17 protein-coding genes and 1 pseudogene are annotated in these 21,096 nt (G+C 61.0%); 9 read left to right on the top strand and 9 right to left on the bottom strand.

Annotation, left to right across the window (positions count from 1 at the left end):
- The first annotated feature begins 24 nt into the window (after positions 1–24).
- Positions 25–2,238: a hypothetical protein gene (locus AS026_RS33575; protein WP_062374927.1), complete on the top strand. Its 2,214-nt coding sequence runs from the start codon at positions 25–27 to the stop codon at positions 2,236–2,238.
- Positions 2,235–3,554 (top strand): glycosyltransferase family 4 protein, encoded by a 1,320-nt coding sequence (locus tag AS026_RS33570; RefSeq protein WP_062374924.1) that lies wholly within the window; start codon positions 2,235–2,237, stop codon positions 3,552–3,554. Before AS026_RS33575 ends, AS026_RS33570 begins: the two co-directional genes overlap by 4 nt.
- Positions 3,555–3,835: 281 nt before the next feature.
- Here AS026_RS33570 and AS026_RS33565 read toward each other — a convergent pair whose 3' ends face one another.
- On the bottom strand, positions 3,836–4,792 hold the full coding sequence (locus tag AS026_RS33565; RefSeq protein ID WP_062374922.1) for a hypothetical protein: 957 nt from the start codon (positions 4,790–4,792) through the stop codon (positions 3,836–3,838).
- 206 nt (positions 4,793–4,998) lie between these two features.
- Between AS026_RS33565 and AS026_RS40755 the strand changes: the two are divergent.
- The 3 genes and pseudogenes from AS026_RS40755 to AS026_RS33550 all read left to right on the top strand — a co-directional run.
- A pseudogene (locus tag AS026_RS40755) lies at positions 4,999–5,209 on the top strand (transposase); the annotation flags it as partial.
- 93 nt (positions 5,210–5,302) lie between these two features.
- Positions 5,303–5,971 (top strand): VIT1/CCC1 transporter family protein, encoded by a 669-nt coding sequence (locus AS026_RS33555; protein WP_062374917.1) that lies wholly within the window; start codon positions 5,303–5,305, stop codon positions 5,969–5,971.
- Positions 5,972–5,983: 12 nt separating this feature from the next.
- Entirely contained in the window at positions 5,984–7,687 is a 1,704-nt protein-coding gene (locus AS026_RS33550; RefSeq protein WP_062374915.1) for a SulP family inorganic anion transporter, read from the top strand.
- 253 nt (positions 7,688–7,940) lie between these two features.
- Here AS026_RS33550 and AS026_RS33545 read toward each other — a convergent pair whose 3' ends face one another.
- Genes AS026_RS33545 through AS026_RS33520 form a run of 6 tightly spaced genes read right to left on the bottom strand, consistent with a single transcriptional unit; the run spans position 7,941 to position 13,988 of the window.
- Positions 7,941–8,603, bottom strand: coding sequence for a flavin reductase family protein (locus tag AS026_RS33545; protein WP_062374913.1), 663 nt, complete (start codon positions 8,601–8,603; stop codon positions 7,941–7,943).
- A gap of 1 nt (position 8,604) precedes the next feature.
- Positions 8,605–10,029: a M24 family metallopeptidase gene (locus AS026_RS33540; RefSeq protein ID WP_062374910.1), complete on the bottom strand. Its 1,425-nt coding sequence runs from the start codon at positions 10,027–10,029 to the stop codon at positions 8,605–8,607.
- A gap of 34 nt (positions 10,030–10,063) precedes the next feature.
- Entirely contained in the window at positions 10,064–10,897 is an 834-nt protein-coding gene (locus tag AS026_RS33535; protein ID WP_062374906.1) for an ABC transporter permease, read from the bottom strand.
- The gene (locus AS026_RS33530) at positions 10,890–11,717 is read right to left on the bottom strand and encodes an ABC transporter permease (RefSeq protein WP_062374903.1); all 828 of its coding nucleotides are present in this window, start codon (positions 11,715–11,717) and stop codon (positions 10,890–10,892) included. The genes AS026_RS33535 and AS026_RS33530 overlap by 8 nt, the downstream gene beginning before the upstream one ends.
- 10 nt (positions 11,718–11,727) lie before the next feature.
- Positions 11,728–12,771: an extracellular solute-binding protein gene (locus AS026_RS33525; RefSeq protein ID WP_062374902.1), complete on the bottom strand. Its 1,044-nt coding sequence runs from the start codon at positions 12,769–12,771 to the stop codon at positions 11,728–11,730.
- Positions 12,772–12,818: 47 nt separating this feature from the next.
- Positions 12,819–13,988: an ABC transporter ATP-binding protein gene (locus tag AS026_RS33520; RefSeq protein ID WP_425349836.1), complete on the bottom strand. Its 1,170-nt coding sequence runs from the start codon at positions 13,986–13,988 to the stop codon at positions 12,819–12,821.
- Positions 13,989–14,506: 518 nt separating this feature from the next.
- On the opposite strand from AS026_RS33520, the gene AS026_RS33515 reads away from it, so the two are divergent.
- From AS026_RS33515 to AS026_RS33500, 4 genes are all read left to right on the top strand, one after another.
- Positions 14,507–15,436 carry an ABC transporter substrate-binding protein gene (locus AS026_RS33515; protein ID WP_062374898.1) on the top strand — a complete coding sequence of 310 codons (930 nt, stop codon included), beginning with the start codon at positions 14,507–14,509 and terminating at the stop codon, positions 15,434–15,436.
- 5 nt (positions 15,437–15,441) lie between these two features.
- Entirely contained in the window at positions 15,442–16,317 is an 876-nt protein-coding gene (locus AS026_RS33510; protein WP_062374896.1) for an amino acid ABC transporter permease, read from the top strand.
- Positions 16,318–16,385: 68 nt separating this feature from the next.
- Positions 16,386–17,516 carry a sugar phosphate isomerase/epimerase family protein gene (locus tag AS026_RS33505; protein ID WP_062374894.1) on the top strand — a complete coding sequence of 377 codons (1,131 nt, stop codon included), beginning with the start codon at positions 16,386–16,388 and terminating at the stop codon, positions 17,514–17,516.
- Between the two features lie 167 nt (positions 17,517–17,683).
- A complete protein-coding gene (locus tag AS026_RS33500) occupies positions 17,684–18,427 on the top strand; it encodes a GntR family transcriptional regulator (RefSeq protein WP_062374892.1) in 744 nt (247 codons plus the stop codon).
- A 339-nt stretch (positions 18,428–18,766) separates the two neighbouring features.
- Here AS026_RS33500 and AS026_RS33495 read toward each other — a convergent pair whose 3' ends face one another.
- Both AS026_RS33495 and AS026_RS42150 read right to left on the bottom strand, forming a co-directional pair.
- On the bottom strand, positions 18,767–20,362 hold the full coding sequence (locus AS026_RS33495) for a methyl-accepting chemotaxis protein (protein ID WP_062374890.1): 1,596 nt from the start codon (positions 20,360–20,362) through the stop codon (positions 18,767–18,769).
- A 1-nt stretch (position 20,363) separates the two neighbouring features.
- Positions 20,364–20,675: a hypothetical protein gene (locus AS026_RS42150; RefSeq protein WP_062374889.1), complete on the bottom strand. Its 312-nt coding sequence runs from the start codon at positions 20,673–20,675 to the stop codon at positions 20,364–20,366.
- Between the last annotated feature and the right edge of the window lie 421 nt (positions 20,676–21,096).

The raw sequence follows: 21,096 nt of genomic DNA, 5'->3' as shown, positions 1-21,096 counted from the left end.
CAGTCCCCCGCGGTTGCGAACCCCATGGCGGTCAAGCATGGCGCCAGCAGGACGTTGCGCCCTGGAAAGGTCATTGGCTGCCGCGTAGACGAGACCACCTTGCTGATCATCGGTCTCGGTCGTGTCCTGGCAGGCGAAGCGGTGGCCGGCGAAGTGATAGTCGGCGTCGACGGCGATCAAACGGGCACGCGAAGCGCGTTTGTCTCGGAATGGCGACTGACCGCTCCTTCCCCAAGGGCCAAGCACGGGTTCGCGGCTCTTCTGCCGACCGAGGGCACAGACCGCGCCATGACTGCGATATGGTTCGGCGAGGAGGAAGCGGGCATACGCTATATCTTTGCGCCCCGACTTGCCTCCGCGGAGGAAGCAGCCGCGATCGTGGCCGAAACCGCTGGACCTCAGTCAGCCGCCGTCATTGACCGCCTTGTGGACGTTATGATGGCCGGCAACCCTAACCGCCGTGGACTTCTGACCATCGCCGCGCTTCTACAGGCAGCCCACGCAAACGATGGTTTCATCGAGTTGATTGGTGAAAGCCATGAAGGCGCGACGTTCCTGCAGGGCTGGAGCCGCGGCATGGTGCCCGGTCCTTGTCGGGTGTCGGTGGTTGGCAACGCGACACCGGTGGCCTCGGAGTGTGGCATCGCCGTCTTTTCCCGCCAGGATGCGCCCGATGGCGCCCCGGGTTTTGTCGGTCTTCTCGCGGCAACCAAGGATGTCGGCGCGCGCGACATCGAAGGTCTGGTCTTTCGGGGGCGCGCCGGCTGGAGGTATGCCCCAGTCCACCCCCGAAAGCGCATCCTCGGCCCGCTGGAGACGCCCGAACACGTCAGGTTAATCCTGCCGCGCGCACACGGTGCGCCAGACATGCTCCTATCCCTGCGAGCGACCGCTAACAGCTTTGATGGCAAAGAAACCGTCTCCAGCCTGCCGTTTCCCGTCCGGATGGGAATAGACAATATGTTTGAGGCCGATGGAGGAAAACTTCTCGTCTCCGGTTGGCTTTATGATCCCGACGCCCACGTCACGGCGGTAAGACTTCGCAGAGGTGACGGCGCGGCTTGCCTCGACGAACGCTGGACGCGCCTCGATCGCCCCGATGTCACCGACAGTTTCAATGACCAGCAGCACTTCGCGCCGAGCATTCGAGGTGAACAGCGTGCCCATGGGTTCATCGCCCACGCCCATCTGCCGAGTGACGATCATGGTGCGCCTCTCTACTTCGAACTGACGCTACGCGATTCGCGTCGTGCGTTCTTGCCAGTCAAACCAACGCGGGTTTCGGCGCGCCTGGCGGCATTGCGCCAGATCGGTTCCATCGATCCGACGAACTGTGCGTTGGCTGCGATCGTCGACGCACAAATTGTACCGTTCCTCAGCGGATCCGCACGGTCGACGCCGGTCACCGACGCAGTCCTGGACGCTGGCGCCTTCGATCAGGAGCGCAGCCCGCCGATCGTCATCGGCGCTGGGGAGGGAGAGGAGAACATCGCCCCGCTGCTGGCCTTGCTCGCGCTGGATCCGGAGACCCGACGCGCGCCGATCGTGATCGCCATGCCTGCCGATCGCTTTCGCAGACAAGCCGCCCGCCTCAAGGAACTCGTACGATTCTATGGCCTCTCGGCCAGGTTCGTATCGGTCAAGGGCGCAGGCGACTTCTACGACATGCTTGAAGCAGGCACGCAGGCACTCTCCTGTGAAACGGTCGTGTCGCTCTCCGCCTCACTGGTCCCGCGCGGGACAGGCTGGTACGGCAAGCTCTTGGCCACGGCTTTGACCGTGAAAGGAAGCATCATCTCGCCTGTCCTGGCTTACGAGGACCATTCCGTTCGCTGGGCGGGAAACTGGATCGATGTTGACAACGGCGATCAGCAAGTTGTGGGTCGCTATGCCGGATATCCGCTCAAAGCAGTGACCGAAATGAAACTGATCCGCATCGCGGCGGCCTCGCTCGAATGCTGCGTCACGCCCCGCGACGCCCTGACACGCTTGGGCGGTTTTTCCGGTGGCTATCTGGGCGTGCAGGAAAAAGGCCTGGATCTCGGTCTCCGTCTCAGTCGGTCCGGCATCAACTCCTATTTGCTGCCATCGGTGCAGATATGGGGCTGCGACGACGCATGCGACTGGAAAAGTCCGGCAATGGCGGCTCTGGTGGCAGAGATAGATCAAAAGATCTTCAAGAGCCAATGGTCGCCTGTCCTCGTAGGTGAAAAACGCCCAGAAAAGAGGCCTGCATGAACGAGCAGCTTCGTGTCCTTGTCGTCTCGCATGCTCACCCGACAGTGTCGCTCGGTGGGGCAGAAATCGCTTCGCACAACCTGCATCGTGGCCTAAACGCATTGCCGGACGTTAGGTCGGTTTATCTGGCCCGGGTCGGCCACCCGGTACCCCGGCATGCCGCGTCCGCGCTGATGAGCTATCGCCTTGCCGAAGATGAGTTACTATTTCACACGGACGACTACGACCACTTGTTGTTGTCTAATGGCGATACGCAGGCGATCACTCGGGACCTGTTGCGCTTCGCGCGGGATCTCAGGCCCCATGTCGTGCATTTCCATCATGTTCTCGGTATCGGTCTCGAAGCGCTCTATGCCCTTAGAGAGGCATTTCCTCACGCGGCCATACTGGTCACGTTCCACGAATACCTTTCGATCTGCCACAATCACGGGCAAATGGTGAAGCGACCTTCCGGCCAACTCTGCGAAACGGCCTCCCCCATCGCCTGCCACGGCTGTTTTCCCGACATCCCTGTCTCGCATTTCCTGAAGCGGGAGTTGTTTGCACGCGGGATGCTTGGCCTTGCCGACGCCTTCGTTTCGCCCAGCCGGTTTCTTGCAGAGCGCTACATCAAATGGGGCATTGATAAGGACAAGCTCTGCGTGATCGAAAACGGGATCGCTTTGGAAGCTGTTGCCCCCGCGCGCGAACTGCAAGGTCTCAAGCCGCGTCGCAACCGCTTTGCCTATTTCGGCCAGATGACCCCATTCAAGGGTGTCGACGTCCTGATTGACGCTATTTTGCGCATCCCGAAGGACATATGGGGCGACGACTCCTGCCTGATGATCTTCGGCGGCAACCTCGAGCGACAGCCGGCCGAATTCCAGGAACGGATGAAGAAGCTTATTGCAGACGCCGGCCAGCGCGTCCGATTCTATGGCGCTTACCAGAACGCGGACGTACCGCGCCTGATGCGTTCGGTCGACTGGGTGGTTCTACCGTCCGTCTGGTGGGAAAATTCACCCGTTGTGATCCAGGAGGCCCTGCTACATCGCAGGCCGATGATCTGCTCCGACATCGGCGGCATGGCCGAGAAGGTGCGGAATGGACAAGACGGCCTGCACTTCCGCGCAGGAAGCAGCCAGGATCTCGCGGACCGCATCGTTGAAGTATTGGGCGATAACCAAACCTGGGATCGGCTACGCGCGTCCATGCGACAACCCGCCGACCACCTCGGTTGCGCGCGCGAGCACTTCAAGCTCTACCGCACGCTGCTGCGGCAGAAACGCGATGCCGCCGTGGCGGAAAATCCTGCGCTTCTTTCGCACGCGCTTTGACCACGCTCACCCGCGCCAACGTCGGCTCCTCCGTCAGCATGGAGATCGGGCCCCTCGCCGCTAGGTGGCCTCGGTCACCCGAACAGCGCATTCGAAGGACGTCGCGTTTGAGGATCACGGGATCTGCTTCCGGTCTTTGCCCTTTTTGCTCGTAGTTCTAAAATCCAGTGCACTCTTTTGGCAGACCCGCATTGGTCAGAAGGCCAGCCCGCGGGTGGATCGGAGATGGGCTTCACCCACCGCGAAGGCCATCTTGTCTTTTAGGCTTGGCAACATTTGGATCACGAAAGCGCGGTGCCATCCGCCCTGCGGCTGCGTGCAATACGACCGTCCAGTTCCGTAAGCCGGCCGGCGAAGCCAGCATTTTCCGGCTGACACGTCATGGCGTCCACAAGCATGGTCCGCGCTGTCGCGAGCTCGCCGTCGCGAATATGACGGTTGGCCCGATGATAGAGGAAGTTTGCTCGCTCGACCGGAGAAAACGACGAACCGAAGCGCGCATTAAATCGGTCGGCCCACGCAGGATGGCGGGCTATCGCCGTCACAGCGATCTGATAGGGTCGCATCGGCGCCGCCACGCGGGCAGCTCGGGCCAGAGCGCGTAGCCCCCGAAGATCGTCTCCGCGGCAGGCCTCGATCAACGACAGCGCGCGCTCGGTCCCGGTGAAAGCCCGAACGGTGCCATGGCCGGTCATGTGGACCGGCACGAGGTGCGTCCTCTCCTGCAGCGTCGCGATCCGCGCGGCGTGGCGGTGGTCAACGGCGTGGAACGGATCGAAGAAGAGATAGGCGCGCCCGGCCGCGTGATCCGGAGCGATCCCCATATTGGCGTGCAGGTCGGGCGAGAAATGCCGTGTGAACCGCCCGTCGAAGGGAGCCACCTTCGGATCTATCGAAACTTGCGGGCAAAAGGCGATGGCAACGGAGGCGTTGAAGCGCCCACGGTAGCGCAACGCCGCGTAACCGCCCTGCGAATGCCCGTAAAGTACTCGCTCCGGCGCCGCGCGAAGAATGGGCGCGGCCGCTTCGACTGCCTTGACGATGCTCGCTGCCGGAAACCAGTTCGGGCGTCGACTGATGAAGCCCAGCGCCGAAATATCGGCTTTCTCGCAGAATCGCTGCGCCCAGAACCGGCTCCCGTTCGCCCTCATTTCCATCTCATTAAAGGTGACCAGAAGATATGGAGATGATCCTGGACGATGTATCACCTCAAGGTTCTCGTCCGAAAATATGCGCATACCATCCACCCAAACAACATATCCAACAAATATACTTCAATATTTGAAATATACTTACTATTCCTACAACTAGACAGAAACTCTATTACGAAATCAACCCGTTTCGTCGCTGAAGTGCATGTGGATTTCATCGGCAAGTTGGAGGCCGGCGAGCTCGACACGGAGTAGAAACAAACAAAAGCACCCCGACGCTTACGCGGAGGAGCGACGAGAGCGGCGTCACCTTTCGCTACAAGGACTATCGCCGCGACGGCGCCGATCGCCAACAGGTCAATGGCCCTCGCAGCCGACGCGTTCATCCGCCGCTTCCTGCTCCATGCCCTGCCGCGTGGTTTCCATCGTATCCGCCACTACGGCCTGTTCGCCGGCTCCGCCCGCAAGGCCAGACTCGCCCGCAAGGCCAGCCTCGCACCTCCAAAGCGTCAGCAACCTTTTACCGAATCATTCGAAAACCTAAACGTGCTCTATTTATAGCTGGTGGTGTTAAATGACGCCTTGGGGCAAGTCGCGATGAACAACGGGACACCAATCCACCGCCATCTCGATCCAGGTGACAGTCTGGGCGAGGTTCTGTTCGGACTCATCATGGCGCTTACTGTCACTCTAGGGGCGCGCCTGGCCGCAACGAGCGCCCCGCTCAATGTGCATCAGCTGATCGCAACGATCATCGGTTGCAACTTAGCGTGGGGAGTGATTGATGCGGTGTTTTTTGTGCTCGGTGGCCTGTTCCATCGAAGCCGGCGTGCGCGTTTCTATCGCATCCTGAAAAGCTCAGGCAACGATGTCGAAGCCTTGGCCGCACTGGAGGAGGAATTCGGTCTGGAAGATGAACCCCTTGCTGTGGGCATTCAGGATCGAGCCACTCTCTATCGAGCCATGCTGGCCGTCACCACAAGAGCTGCCCCTGCCCGTGCGCGCCTGCAACCCCGCGATTTCCTGTCTGCGTTTGCCGTCTTTCTATTGGTGTCGGCGGCGGCGCTGCCGGCGGTGATGCCGTTTATTCTCGTTGAGGTTCCCGATCTCGCGCTTCACCTGTCGAACATGCTGCAGATTCTGTTGCTGTTTCTGGTGGGCTACTGGTGGGGGCGCTACACGGACGCAAATCCGTGGCTCGTTGGACTGACAATCATGCTGCTTGGGGTGGCCATGGTTTCCGTCGCCATCGGGCTCGGTGGATGAAGGATAGAGACGATGCCTTCAGGCGCCCACCCAGCCACCATCACAAAGCGGCAGCTGCCCTTCCTCGGCTGGATTCGTTCCTATCGCCGTGACTGGCTGTTGCCCGATTTCATGGCCGGTCTTGCCCTCTGGGCGGTGATGGTGCCGGAGGGCATGGCCTACGCCGGGATCGTCGGGGTGCCGCCAATCATGGGGCTCTATACCATCGTCCCGCCATTGATAGGCTACGCGCTGCTCGGCACCTCGCGCCTGCTGGTCGTCGGACCTGACACCGCCACCGGCCTCATCTCAGCCTTGACCGTGGGCGCAATTGCAGCCCGGGGGGCTGCGGAATACAATGGACTAACGTCCACGCTGGCGATCTTGATCGGAGCTTTGTTCCTGCTCTTCGGTGCACTGCGGATGGGTTGGGTGGCGGCCTTTATCCCGACGCCAGTGATGCGGGGGTTCATCGAGGGCCTCGTCTGCGTCACCATCATCGGCCAGGTGCCACATCTGCTTGGCATCGCCGGAACGTCCGGTAACTTCTTCACCAAGCTTTGGTTCGTGGTCCGCCATCTCCAGGATGTCGCGTTGGCGCCCGCGGTGTCCGGATTGCTGAGCCTAGCTGCGATGTGGTTGCTTCGTTCCCTCGTGCCTCGCATACCCGCTGCCCTGGTTGTCGCGGCCCTTGCCACGATTTGCGTCGGTCTGCTCGGCGGTGAAGCCACCGGTATCCAGGTGATCGGCGACCTCCCATCCGGCCTGCCGCCGCTTGCGTTGCCACAGCTTGACCCTGCAACACTGTGGACACTAACGCCCGGTGCTCTCGCCATCGTGCTGGTCGGCTATGCCGAGGCGCTCGGAGCGGCGAAGGCCGCAACAGTGCAGGGTGGCGGTGACATCGAACCAAATCAAGAGCTGGTCGCACACGGGGCCGCCAACGTCCTGAGCGGCCTTTTCGGTGGCTTCCTCGCGGTCGGCAGCCTATCCAAGACCTCCGTGGCCATCGCCGCTGGAGCTCGCTCCCAACTGGCTAATCTCGTCGCCGCGATTTTTTGTTTTTTAACTCTGGTTCTGCTGACGCCCCTGTTTCGAAACATGCCGCACCCTGCGCTTGGCGCAATCGTGATCGCCGCCATGCTGCACCTCTCGAAACCCGACTATTTGCGCGTTCTGTATGCGAGGAGTCGTTCCGAGTTCGCCGTGGCAGCGATCGTCATCGCTGGGGAACTGACCCTTGGCGTTCTGCAAGGTATCGGGCTTGGCGTCATGCTGGCGCTGCTTATGCTAATTTATCGAGCAAGCCATCCGCAAGGCGCGGTGCTCGGCCAACTGCCCGGCACGGAAGCCTATCGCGACGTCACGCTGCACCCCGACGCGTTGACCTTCCCCGGCCTGCTGATTTGGCGCGCTGGCGGCGACCTGTTCTTCGCCAGCATTGGTCACCTTGACGCGGAGCTGAAGACAGCCCTGGCCGCGAGCGGCCCGGCAGTGAAGCACGTACTCGTCGACGCAGGCTCGGTAGACTTCATTGACACTAGCGCCTGCGATGCTCTGCTCAATGCCATTGCTGAGTTCCAACGGCAGGGCATCACTGTTGCCTTCGCCCGCGTGCGTGACCAAGTACGAGAGGGAATGCAGTTGGGAGGAGTGGAGGCTGCGGTGGGTTCGACGAACTTTTATGAACGTGTGACCGATGGCGTGCGCGCCTGGCACCAAGGCCGTCAGGGTTGAAGCGCGGTCAGCCTGTTCGCGAATTTGGACTGACGCACATGAGCCAGGCTGAACGCCTACCACGCGAGCCATTGCTACAGCGTGGCAAGATCAAGGAATTGCCGCACACCCGTGGTTCTCGGGCTTGACCTATCAGGCGTCCTGCCTCCGCCGTAGTGAACAGCACCGTGTAGTTTTGGCGGATGACCTCCCTTCCAAGCGCGATCGCGATGCCGAAGTCTCTGTATGGACAGCAGTGGCGCTCAGCATCCGCTTATTCAGCCGCGGCCTTCACGCCAGCCTTCCGGCCTTCCCACTCCTGTGGCGTGAGCGTCTTGATATCAAACTGGTCACGCGTTCGGGCATAGGTATGGCCACCCATGCGGCCGACGGCGTCCATCATCTGCTGGTCGATATGCAGGTTCGATGCATTGATCGCATCGCTACGAACGAAGACGCCGACGACCTCGCCGAGGATGATCTCGCGGGCCGGGCCGACCTGCAGGGTCGTGTGGCGGCGGCATTCCAAGGCTGCAGGGGCTGCTAGGATTCGCGGACTGCGGACCATCTGTCCAGGCACGGTCGCAAGGCCCGCCTCCTCCATCTCGTTTACCTCGGGGCCGAACTTGATGGCGCAAACCTCCATCTTGTCGACAAGTGCATTGTCGCAGATGTGGACGGTGAACTCGCCGGTCTCGCGGATGTTGCGGGCGGTGTCTTTGAAGCGCATGTCGGCGTAATTCTCGACGCCGATGGCGACGATGGCCGGATCGTGGGTGAGCACATTGAAGAAGCTGAAGGGGCCGGCGTTCGGTTGGCCGTCCTTGCTGACCGTCGTCACCAGCGCGATCGGGCGCGGGATCACGGTGCCGATCAGAATCTTGTAGCGCTCGCGCTCGTTGAGACTGGAGAAGTCGAAATGGACGTGATCGTACATATCAGCCCTCTGCAGCGATGCGGTGGGTTTCAAGTGGGGTGTGGCGGGAGAGGTTCTCGAAGCCATCCTTGGTGACGACATAAATATCGCCGACATTGCAGCCGGCCGACAGCGGCTCCAGCCACTGGGTATGGAGCACGAAGACCATGCCCTCCTCCATCCGGTCGTAATTGTGGGAGGAGATGTTGAAGCTGTTCTGCCCGCCGGCCATGCCGACCGAGTGGCCGAGATTGGGGTTATGCGGCCCGTGGGTCGCCGGGTAGACATGCATGAGTTTGCGACCCTGAGCCTCCCAGTCGATGTTCTTCACATATTGGCGCGGGATGAGGCGCGCGCTGCCATCGTCCATCGGGGCCCAGTTGTAGGGCATACTGCGAGCCTCGGGCGAGCCCAGCATGCCGCGCTCGATCATCGGCTCGAAGGCGGCATTGTTGACGTCGCGCATCAGGGCGCCGGGGCGGATCAGCTTTTCGGCACGCTTGACGCCTTCGGTGCAGGCTTCGAGCACCTCTTCCTGCCGCTTCGTGATCGGGCCGACGGCGATCATGCGGGCGGTCTGGGCCGTATAGCCGCGATAGGTGACGTTGGAGACATAGAGGTTGATCAGGTCGCCCGTCCGGACGACATGGCCGTAGGGCTTGCCGCAATGGGTGCCGAACTCGTTGATGCCGATCTGGTAGCCGTCGCCGGTCTCACCGCCATGGGAAAGCTGCGCCTGGGTGAAGGCGGCGTAGATTTCATGGTCCGTGACGCCGGGGTTGGCGACGTGATAGGCCGCCTGGGTGGCGATGCTGATAAGCTGGGCGGCGGCGCGGAACATGGTGATCTCGCGCGGTGAGCGGATCTTCTGCATCCGGTCGACAATGGCATTGTCGGCGACGAACTTGGTCTTCGGCATCAGTTCGTCGAGTGCCGCCCAGAAGGTCAGCGACGTGCGGTCGCCGATCCGGCCGATCTGCGCCTTCGCGAGCCCCATGCCGGCCAAGAGTTCGGCGCATTTCTCGGCCGTCTTGACGATGCTGTCGCCCGGACGGTCGGCATATTCCCGGCCGATCGGGCCGATCTGCCAGATGTCCTCGACCAGCACCGGTTCGCCGCCCGGCGGCAGCAGCACTGACTGGGTGAAGAAGGATAAGAGCGTCAGCGGCTTGTCGCGGTCGGTCGGGATGATCAGAACGCCTTCGCGCATCCAGTCGCAGATATAGCGCAGATAGTGGTTGGACGTGTGGAACCAGCCGACGCCGCCGGTATGGACGATCAGCGCATCGTGCCCGGCTTCCACGGCCTGACGACGGATGCGGCGCAGGCGATCCTCGAACTCTTCGACCGGCAGCGGCAGGGGCGCGTCGAAGTCGAAATCCGGCTGGAAATCGGCAAGCAGCGAACCGACGCGGTAGGAGCCTGACTTGGTTGCGCTAGGGGTCATGGGTGTTTCCTTCCAGATTATTCTTGAGTTTTTGTCAGGCCTGCCGCGGCGCGAGAACGCGTCTTGCGACGAGCATGACGATCAGGGTGAGGCCGATGAGGATGCCTGATATCGCGGCGACGCGAACGTCGAGCGATTCCTCAATCAGCGCGAACATCCGGAGCGGCAGGACAGTCGTTTCGGCATCCGCGAGGAAGAGCGAGATCGAAACATTGTCCAGCGACTGGATGAAGACCAGGAACGCACCGGCGAGAATGCCCGGCATCAGAAGCGGCAGCGTGACGCGGCGAAGCGTGGTGAACCAGGATGCGCCCATGACGGTCGATGCCTCGGCGAGCGACGGATTGAGGCCCTGCGCGACGACGGAGGCGGCGCGGTACATCAGCGGCCCGAAAACGACGACATGGCCGGCGACGGTCAGCAACAGCGATGGCTGGAAGCCGATGGAATTGGCGACGATCAGCGCCGCCAGACCATAGACGAGGCTGGGCAGGACGAGCGGCGACAGAAGCAGGGGCTCGATCGCGCCGACAGTGCCCTTGCGCATTCGGCTCATGCCGATGGTCGCTGGCACGGCAAAGAGCAGCGACCCCAGAACCGCAAGGCCTGCGATCTTCAGCGAGTTGATGGCGGCCGCATGCTCCGTCGCAGAGCGAACGGGATCGAGCAGCGCCTCGTACCAGCGGAGCGAAAAGCCCTCCGGCGGGTATTTCAGGGTCTGGCCCGAGGTGAAGGACATGGTCAGGGCGATGACGATCGGCGCGACGAGATAGATCACGGCGAAGACGCCGAAAGCGAAGACGAAAAGCTTGTAGAGCAGACCAGGGATGGGATTTTCGCGCCTGTGATTGAGCTTGGGATTAGCCATGGCCGACAAGCCTCCTGTGACGGGAAATCATGGTCATCGCGACCAGCAGGCAACCGGTGGAGAGCAGCAGGACGACGGCGATCGCCGAAGCCAACGGCCAGTCGAACAAGGTCCCGACCTCGCGATAGATCAACTGCGGAACATAGACGTTACGCGCGCCGCCGATGACGGCCTGCGTAACGAAGGAACTGCTGGTGCTGGCAAAGACCAGAATCCAGCCGGCCAGCAGACCCGGCAGCATCAGCGGGATGAGTACGGTGACGAAAATGCGCCAAGGACCCGCGCCGGAAACCTGTGCGGCTTCGGTATATTGAACCGGCGTGCGGGAGAGGATCGCTACCAGCGGCAGGATGATCAGCGGCAGGTCGATCTGGCACATGGCCATGACGAGACCGAATTCGGTGAACATCAGGGTCATCGGCCGGCCGATCAACCCGAGCCAGAGCAGCGCCTCGCTGATCGGACCCTGCCGGCCGAGGATGACGATCCAGGCGAAGGTACGCACGACGTTGCTGGTCAGCATTGGAATGAGTGTCAGGAAGATGATGAGCTGGCGCGCCGTCTTGCCGCTATGCCAGTAGAGAAGCGCGATCGGCACCCCGAGCAGCGTCGTGGCCACAACGGTTAACAGACCGAGCCGTGCCGTGTTGAGCAGGACGCGGAAATTGAACGCGTCCCCAAAGAACCTGATGTAGTTAGCCAGCGTGGCCCCGTCCGGGCCGGTGAAACTGAAACCGACGAGAACGGCGAGCGGCGTCGCAAAGAACGCCACCGAGAGCAACAGCATCGGTACAACGTATGGAAAGCCGCCCGCCTTCATCGTGCTCTCCTCAGCCTGCGACGAGAGCGTCGAACTGGCGGATCCAGTCGGCGCGGCTCTTGTTGATGGCGACCCAGTCCGGATAAACCATGTTGCCGAGCTGCTCGCGCGTCACATAGGCCTCGATCTCGGGCGTCAGCGCGACGTCCTTGTTGGTCGGGAACATCTCGGTCGGCGGCAGCTTCAGCTTGTCCTGGGCAGCCTTGGAGATGGCGGCGTCCATATAGGCATAGGCAGCATCGAGGTTCTTAGCGCCCTTGGTCAGGTGGATGTTGACCGGCGCTGCCGGCGCGCCGCTTTCCGGAGCGACATATTCCGCCTTGAGACCCATCGACTTCAAACGGGCGACGTTGCCGGTCGAGCACATGAAGACGGCGATTTCGCCCTGCTGGAATAGCGTCATCTGGTGGTTGGTGCTGTCAACGACGCCCTTCAGATGTTCCGGATGCTCCTTGAAGACCTTGAAGACCGCGTCCATGTCATCAGGGCCGGAGCCGAAGATCTTTGCCATCTCCGTATAGGCCATGACGGCGGTGTTGGAGCCAAAGCCGGTCCAGGAAACCAGACCGCTATAGGCCGGGTTTTCAAACAGGTCGCGGTAGCCCTTCGGGCGCGGCACGAGATCGGGATTGTAGGCGATACCGTTGACTTCGATCGTGACGGTCGGGCCGTATTCGCCCTGGAAGGCCGGATCAAGCATGCCCCAGTTCTTCAGACGGCTCGGGTCGATCTTCTCTATGATGTCGTTGTCGATGGCGACGGCCATCTGGCCGGGTGACATCAGCAGCGCGTCGTAGGGCGGGTTGCCGGGGCTCGCCATGACCTTGGCGAGCTGGTCCTGCGCCATCGAGGGGGCGATCGTCAGGCCGTAACCGGCTTCCTTGACGAGCGGGCTCAGAACGGTGCGATAGCCATCTTCCCAGTTGCCCGGAAAGGTCGCGGCGACCGCGGTTTCGCCTGTCGCCGCCCGGGCAGCGAAGGGTATTGCGGAGGCTGCGGCGACACCGGCAGCGAGGAGGCCGAAATGGCGGCGGGTCATTTTGAAGTCGTTCATGCTCTCACCTCTGTTGGTTGTTGTTGATGTCATTCAGTTATTGGCATTCACTGGATGCTTTCCGGTTCAGCCGGAAATACGTGACACCTGCGGGTGTCGATCTCTGCGAAAAGCTGGGCGCCGATTTCCGGAATGGTGGTGCTGGGACCGCGCACCTCGGAGGCGCGCAGGCCCGTGCCGCCGTCAAGCACGAGATCGTGGATCAGCGTCGGCCCGAGCGGTACGGACACGGTGATCTGTGCGGCAAGCGCGTTCACGCCCGGCTGCGTCATCAGGCGCACCTCTTCGGGCCGGAAAGTGATGGTGACATCCGAGCCCGCGGTGAAGCTCAGACGGCGCGGCAGAACGAGATTTTCGCCGCTCTTCAGGGCGATTACGGTGCTGTCGTCACCAAGCGCGGCAACGGTTCCGTGGAGAAGGTTCGTCTGGCCGATGAAGGTGTTGACGAACAGGGTCTTCGGCCGGTCGTAGACGGCAATCGGCGAATCGATCTGCTCGACATTGCCCCGGTTCATCAGAACCAGGCGGCTGGCGAGGCTCTGCGCCTCTTCCTGGTCATGAGTGACGATCAGCGTGGTGATGCCGAGCGTCTTCTGGAGATGGAGGAGCTCGACCTGCAGGTCGAAGCGCAGTGCCCGATCGAGCGCGCCGAAGGGTTCATCGAGAAGCAGGAGCGACGGGCGGCCCGCAATTGCGCGGGCGACGGCCACACGTTGCTGCTGGCCTCCGGAGAGTTCACGCGGCAGGCGGTTGCCATAGCCATCGAGCCGGACAAGCGAGAGCATCTCCTCTACCCGTGCGTTTCGTTCGGCGCGCGGTACCTTCTGGCAGGCCAGCGGATAGGCGATGTTTTCCGCGACGGTCAGGTGCGGGAACAGCGCATAGTTCTGGAAGACCATGCCGATTCCTCGCGCACGGGCGGAAACATTGGCAAGGTCGTCATCGCCCAGCACTATCTTGCCCGTCTTCGGCTGGATGAGGCCGGCAATCGCCCTCAGCACCGTCGACTTGCCGCAGCCGCTCGGCCCCAAAAGCGCGATGATCTCGCCCGCCTCGATATCGAAGGAAATGTCGCTGACGGCATTCTGCCCGCCATAGCTATGGGTAACGCCCCGAACACTGAGCCGCTTGCGATCGGCCGTCCTTGCGATGTCTAGCATGTCGCTTCCCTGATCTTGCTGGTTGTGACGAGCGCTCCGACACCGGAGCATGTTCATGCAAAGGCAATTGCAAGGGCTGTGCCAGATCCGAAATCTGGCGAGATGGATAAATTCAAGTATCTGATTATAATAATCTTTTTATGATTTACAAAGTTTCGCATACTTCGTATTGTATCTTTCCGATATTTTTTTCGGAAGTTTGTTTGTCTAAAGTTTCGCCATGAAGGCTCGATGTCGTGCAGGATTCTGCTCATTTATAGACCGCTGGCACGGCGCGACCGGCATGAAACACACAATTCCGCGGGCGGCTCGCCATCGCGAAGGGAATGAGGATGAAGAGAAGGGCGAGACTTCAGGCAAATTTCGCTCAGAAAATCGACGGAGGGATGATTTTTTAATCACTATTATTTCGAATAATCATACGCAATAATATGCGAAACTTTGTTCGGACAGTTTTGATAGAAGAATTATTTGTTCAACTTCAATTACTTGATGCAGGGAAGATAAGACTGGCACGGTGATTGCTTGGATGGTCCCAGAAAATTCACGCACAGCAAATCGAAAAAGGGGATCCCATGAAAAACGTGCAGACACTTCTGAAGACCAGCATCGCCACCGCGCTCGTTACCCTCATGTCGCTGTCCGCCTACGCAGCGGAGAGCGCGGCCGAGAAGATGGACGCGGCTGACGTCGCCAAGCTCCCCGGCGTGGTGCTGACGAAGAAGCTGGCGGACGGCCTTCCTGCTGCGATCAAGACATCAGGCGTTCTGAAGGTTGCAACGGATCTGACGCCGCCCATCAGCTTCCACGATAATGACGGCAAGCTAGTCGGCATCGATGCCGATATCGCCTCGGCCCTCGGCGTTATCCTGGGCCTTGATGTGCAGATGACCGACGTTGGTGCCGGCGCTGCCATTGTTCCCGCTATCCTGTCCAAGCGCTTCGACATGACAATCTCCGGCATCAATGACGATGTCGAACTGGAAAAGCAGGTCGATGTCATCGACTACATGTACGACGCCACCACCATCATGACGATCAAGGACAACCCGCTCGGCATCAAGAGGATGGAAGATCTCTGCAGCAAGAAGGTCGCCGTTCCGGTCGGCACCTTCCAGGGCAAGATGGTCGAGGCCGCCTCGGCGAAGTGCAAGACGCCGATCGACATCATGGCGATCCCGAAGATGCCCGACGTATTGCAGGCCGTGCGCACCGGCCGCGCCGACGCCACCGTCAACGGTTATGCGACCAGCGTTTATACGACCGAGCATCAGACCGGCAATGGCAAAGGTCTGCAGGCGCTTCCCGATATCCGTCTCGCCGTCGGCTATCTCGGCATGCTGACAGCAAAGGACAATCCGAAGCTCCGTGACACCGTGGTCGCCGCCCTGCAGCAGATGGTCGACAGCGGTGCCTACGAGACGATCATGAAAAAGTGGAGCCTCGGCCCCCTCGCCGTCAAAACCGTCAAGGTCAACGACGCTGCCAGCATGCCGGCGGAGTGAGGCTCATGGCACTGTTCACCACGCAGACAACGACAATCAGCCTGCCGCCACCGGCCATGAGGTCGATCAAGTGGGGACAGTTCGCAATCGGTGCCAGCGCGATCCTCGCGCTGGTGCTCCTCGGCAGCGTCGTCGCGCAGAGCCAGAGCGTTCAGTGGTCCGAGATTCCGCGCTATCTCGTGCATCCCTCGATCCTGCGCGGCGTACTTCTGACGCTGGAGTTGACGGCCGGCGCCATGGTCTTCGGCATCGGCCTCGGCTGCCTTCTCGCGGTCATGGCAACCTCGACCAACATCGTTCTGAAAGCGATCGCAGCAGGCTTCGTCTGGTGGTTTCGCGGCGTGCCGCTGATCGTGCAGATCTTCCTTTGGTTCAATATTGCGCTCTTCATTCCGCAGGTCGGGGCAGGACCCTACAGCATCTCGATCAACGACCTCGTCACGCCAGCGCTCGCGGGCTTCCTGGCGCTCGGGCTGCATGAAGCTGCCAACATGTCGGAAATCATCCGCAGCGGCCTTCTTGCCATCGACCGCGGGCAGCGCGAGGCGGCGACGGCACTCGGATTGAAGCCCCGTCAGACATTTCGGACGATCATCCTGCCGCAGGCGGCGCGCCTCATCGTCCCGCCGACCGGCAACCAGGCGATCGGCATGCTGAAGGCGAGCGCCATCGTCTCCGTCATCGGCATGCAGGACCTGCTGACGCAGGCGCAGGTCATCTACGCGCGCAACTTCCTGGTGATCGAACTGCTGTTCGTCGCCTCCATCTGGTACCTCGCGATCACGACGGTAGCCTCGATCGGCCAGCACTATCTCGAAAAGAGCCTCCAGCCAAAGTACCGCCACGGCGCGGACAAAGCCCGAAGCGCGAAACGCGCCTGAGCACCAACCAATAACCAAGGGCCTCGCCAGAGCAGCGAGGCCTGTCAGGAAACGACAAGGAGCACATCATGAAGCTTGGAATCGACAATATCAAACTGCCGGAATCGAAGAAGCGCGGCCCCCTCGGCAGCCTCGATCACGTCAAGGAACTCGGGCTTTCGGGCATCTTCTTCTCGACGGCGCTGGACATGAGTCCGACGCTCGACATGGGCGAACTGCTCGACATCAGGGCGAAGGCCGACGAGCTCGGTCTCTACCTCGAAAGCGGTGTCGGCAAGATCAATCCCTACTGCAGCGCCGAGGAGCCGGCGCTCAGGGCTGCCGGCGGTGGCGACATCATTGCCGGTTTCACGCGGATGATCGAGGCGAGCGCCGCCATCGGCTGCTTCGAGCTCTGGGTCGCCCCCGGCAACTTCAAGTCCGAATATCGTGGCCGGCTGGCCAATGACCGCTTCCGGACTGACATCACCTGGGAAGACCAGTTGATCGGCATCGAGAAGGTGCTGCAGAAGCTTGCGCCGGTCGCCCGCGCGCATGGCGCGCACCTAAACATCGAGACCCATGACGAGATCACCTCCTTCGAGATCCTGCGGCTGATCGAGAAGGTCGGTCCGGATTGCATCGGCGCCGTTTTCGACACCGCCAATGGTCTGCAGCGGGCCGAGCATCCGGTCTTTGCGGCCAGGCGCCTCGCCCCCTATGTCCGTCAGACGCATATCAAGGACGCCTATGTCGGCCGCGCGCCCGGCGGCCTCGACTTCCAGACCCGCCCAGTCGGCGGCGGCATCGTCGATTTCGATACGATCCTGCCGATCCTCGCGGAAGCCAACCCTGCGCTCAACCTGTCGCTGGAGGTTGCTGCCTCCGTCGCCGACAGGCCGCGCAAGGTCAACCCGCGCCAATGCATCCAGATCGACGATCCGATCTGGCGCGCCGGCCATCCCGATCTGACAGCCGAAGAACTCGACGCCTACATGGCACTGGTCAATGCCTACGAACAGCGCGTCGCATCCGGCGATGTTCCGGACTGGGAGGCCTACGAAGCCAGCCAGTACGGCTATCCGAGCTACGAACATCAGTCCTACGGCTTCGACGAGGCAATCGCCTTCATCAAGCAGTCGGCACGTCATATCGAGACGGTCTGCAAGGACAAGGGCATCACGTTGAATTCGGCAACTGCTGACAGGAAGGCCGCCTGATCGCCTGAAATGGCGGTGGGCTTCGGTCGCCTGATATCACCGGCTTACGCTGGAAATATCAAGTTGCGCACAAACTTTCTTATGGAAAAAATTACAACGCACCGATATCGGATATGTCACGGCTTCCGGTGCGACTCGGAGGCTGCCGCTAAGCCTGGAGAGGAATGATGAAGAAGACGCGTCGTCAAAGCCTGAAACCGTCCACGACCGCCAACGGCGCTGCGGACACTGTTGACAACGACGACGTGTCCGAACGCATTCGCAACACGCTGGCGGCGGCGATAGGCGAAGGCGCGCTCAAGCCGGGAACCAAGATCCTCGAAGAGGCGATCGCCGAGCATTTCGGGGTCAGCCGCACCGTCGTCCGCGGCGCACTCGGCGTGCTCGAAAGCGACCATCTGCTGGAACGCAAGCGAAACCGCGGGACTTTCGTCGCAGAGCCGAGCATCGAGCAGGCAAAGAGCCTCTTCGAGGCACGGCGCAAACTGGAACGACTGCTGCTTGAACTCGTCATCATGCGCGCGACACCGGAGCAGCTCGATGCGCTGGAGCGCCTGACGGACGAAGAAGAGCACATCCATCATCATGGCGACGAGAAGTCGAAGACAGTGCTCTCGGGGAAGTTTCACATCGTCCTCGCCGACCTTGCCGGCAATTCGGTGCTGACGGAAATGCTCTCCAAGATCGTCGCGCGCCTCTCCCTCGTCATGTCGCTCTATGAAGAAGACCGCAAGGACGACTGTGGTGCGGACCACCACCGCATGATCGTTGCGGCGCTTAAAGCGAAGAACCTGACCAAGGCTCAGGATCTGATGGATCACCATCTCGCGGACATCGAAGGGCGAGTGCGACTGACGGAGGGACAAGGCGATCGGCACACGTTTATGGCGGTGCTGGAGAACTTTTCATGACCCTGCCTGTTTCCGGCCGTCAGCGAAATGACCTCGGCTGGCAAGCATGCGCAGTATGTGATGGCTTCACATGGGCCTGCCTCCCCGAGCTACTCATGGACTTCAATGCGTCATTAGCTCGGCAACCAATTGCCTGACACCACACATGGAGGGGCAGCATCGACTTTTTGTAAGCGCTGTCTGCCTCGCACGTTGACCAGGAGCGTCTTGCCGTTTCGAGTTATACCGCCGTGACAGAGATGGCAGCAATGCGCCAGAAGCGGCCAGGCTGGTGTCACCCCGCCATGGATGGCGGGGGCGACACTCGCCGTCAATCGAATCAATGCGGTTCAGCTACAGCTATGCCGCGGCGCGGATGCGGTTGTGAGATGTGATTGCGCCAACCTTGAAGCGTCGGATGAGTTGCTCAAGGACGTTCGCCTCACCGGCGACGAATCCAATGGCGGCCGCAGATTCTTCGACCATTATCGCATTTTTCTGGGTGTTTCGGTCGATATCGGAAATCGCATTACCGATGCCGTTGAGCTCGGTAGACTGCTGGCGCGAACGTTCAACGATCTCCGCGATGTGGCCACTGATGGCCGCGACATCTCCAGCAATTCCGTGAAGCGCCTGGCCCGTCTTGTCGACCAACGCGACGCCGTGCTTGACGTGATCGGCTGATGCGCTGATCAGCGTCTTGATTTCGCTGGCAGCGGAAGCAGAACGCTGAGCCAATTCTCGGACTTCCTGGGCAACCACTGCAAAACCCTTGCCAGCCTCTCCCGCACGCGCCGCCTCCACGCCTGCGTTCAGCGCGAGAAGGTTCGTCTGGAACGCAATGTCGTCGATCACGCCGATAATTTGGGTGATCTCCAGCGAAGAGCCTTCAATCTTGAGCATTGCGTCAACGGCGTGGGCAACGATAGCGCTCGAATCTTCGGCGCCGTCTTTCGCCTTGCGCACCATTGAACCAACAGTTTCCGCAAGTGCGCAGGTCTGGCGGACCGTCTCCACCGCATGGGAAAGAGATGCGGCGGTTTCGGATAGGGAGGCCGCCTGATTTTCCGTCCGCTGCGACAGATCGGAGTTGGCACTGTTGATCTGCGCAGTACCGTTGCGCACAGAATTTGCAACGTCGCCCACCTGCCTCAAAACAGCGTCGAGCTGTTCGACGGATTCGTTGAAGGCATGACGCAAGTCATTCAAATCACCCTCGAGCTCTTCCGCGATACGCACGGTCACATCGCCCTTGGACAGCTTGGAGAGCGCCGAGCGCAGGCAGGTAACCGCAAAGGTGACTGAATCATGCGCCTTGGCGCGCAGCTCTTCCTGGGCCTCGCGCGCCGCTGCCGCTTTATGGTCAGCGTGCCGAGCGATTTCCGCCATTTCTGTCGCCTTGCGGCCCGCCGTCTGAGCCTGCGCAACGGACCGCTCCGCTATTGCGAAGGCTGAGACCATGGCCGACGTGAGAGCGATCAGCGCGCCGGCCTGCAACACAAGAACGGTAGCATGGAGAACCACCCTATTGAAATGCGACTCTCCGGGAAACACAGCGAGAGGAACGGCGACATAGAGAACGAGGTGATGCAGCGCCACGAGCCCGGCAAAGGCGACGATCGCGCGCCAATCGACCCATGCCGCGCAAATCGCCAACGCCGCGAAGAAATACATATGCAAGTCGATCTGCAGCGACGAGCCTTCGAAGCCATAGACGAGAAAGCCTACGCTGGTGGCCATTGCCATGGAGGTGATAATTCGGGTTGCTGGCGCTGAGCGGTCACGCCACCAGATAAAGCTGGCGATGATCGTTATGATTGCCGCAGCGACCACCGAAGGCAGGTCGAAGCTTTCCGCTCTGACCAGATTTCTGACAGTCAGCGCGACAAGGTTGATCCAGAGCAAACCAACAATCCCGAACGAGGCGCGCGCGCGCAGTTTTTCCAAAGCATCCATCTTAGGCTCCTGCCCGGCAGCCGACTGCCAGAATGTGATTGAGAACGAGAATGGCGCCGGCGCTACGCAAGCGCTCGGGAAAGCCGGCCGTGTCCGAATAGGCGACAGCGAGCCAAGGTCGGGCACCAGCGAGGACAAAAGCTCCTCCTGCCTGGCCGACAACATCCATCATATGAGACGGAGGCAGACGCGGATCCGTCACCACCAAGACAAATGGCCCGCGCGGCAGCGAAAGTGCACCGAGGAATAAACCAGCAAAGAGAAGGGTGTAGAGGGCGATCTGTCGCCAGCAGGATTTTTCGGCATGCGTCATTCAAGTAGTCATGTGTTCGCATCGGCGCTCGCTTCGCACTCGCGGTTAATGCCACTCAACTGGCCCGCGCCGTGCCCTCAAATTAGCGAAATATGGTTGACGACGTCTTAAGCCGGTGCGCGATGCCCTGATGAGGTCCCAGTTTGACAAGTGGCCCAGCACTTGCGAGCCGCCTGTCTCAAGCAAGTCGCCCAAGTTTTTCAGCGACACTGGCTCTCCCGGAGAACGTGTCGGATAAACGGCAATGCGTTTGTCCGCAAAGGGGCCGACGAACGAACCCGCTGCGCGGGAGGGCGCGTGGGTTGAGGTAGAGGACACGAGACGGGCGTCGCGCTCGCGTTGTGCGTGGTTCTGCGGGGGCAGAGCATGACGGGCTTCTTTAACAAGGAGCCTGACTATGCAACATCCCATTCTCGATGCC

This window comes from Rhizobium altiplani (genome assembly GCF_001542405.1).
Classification (GTDB): domain Bacteria; phylum Pseudomonadota; class Alphaproteobacteria; order Rhizobiales; family Rhizobiaceae; genus Rhizobium; species Rhizobium altiplani.
This window is presented reverse-complemented; position numbering and strand designations above follow the sequence as displayed.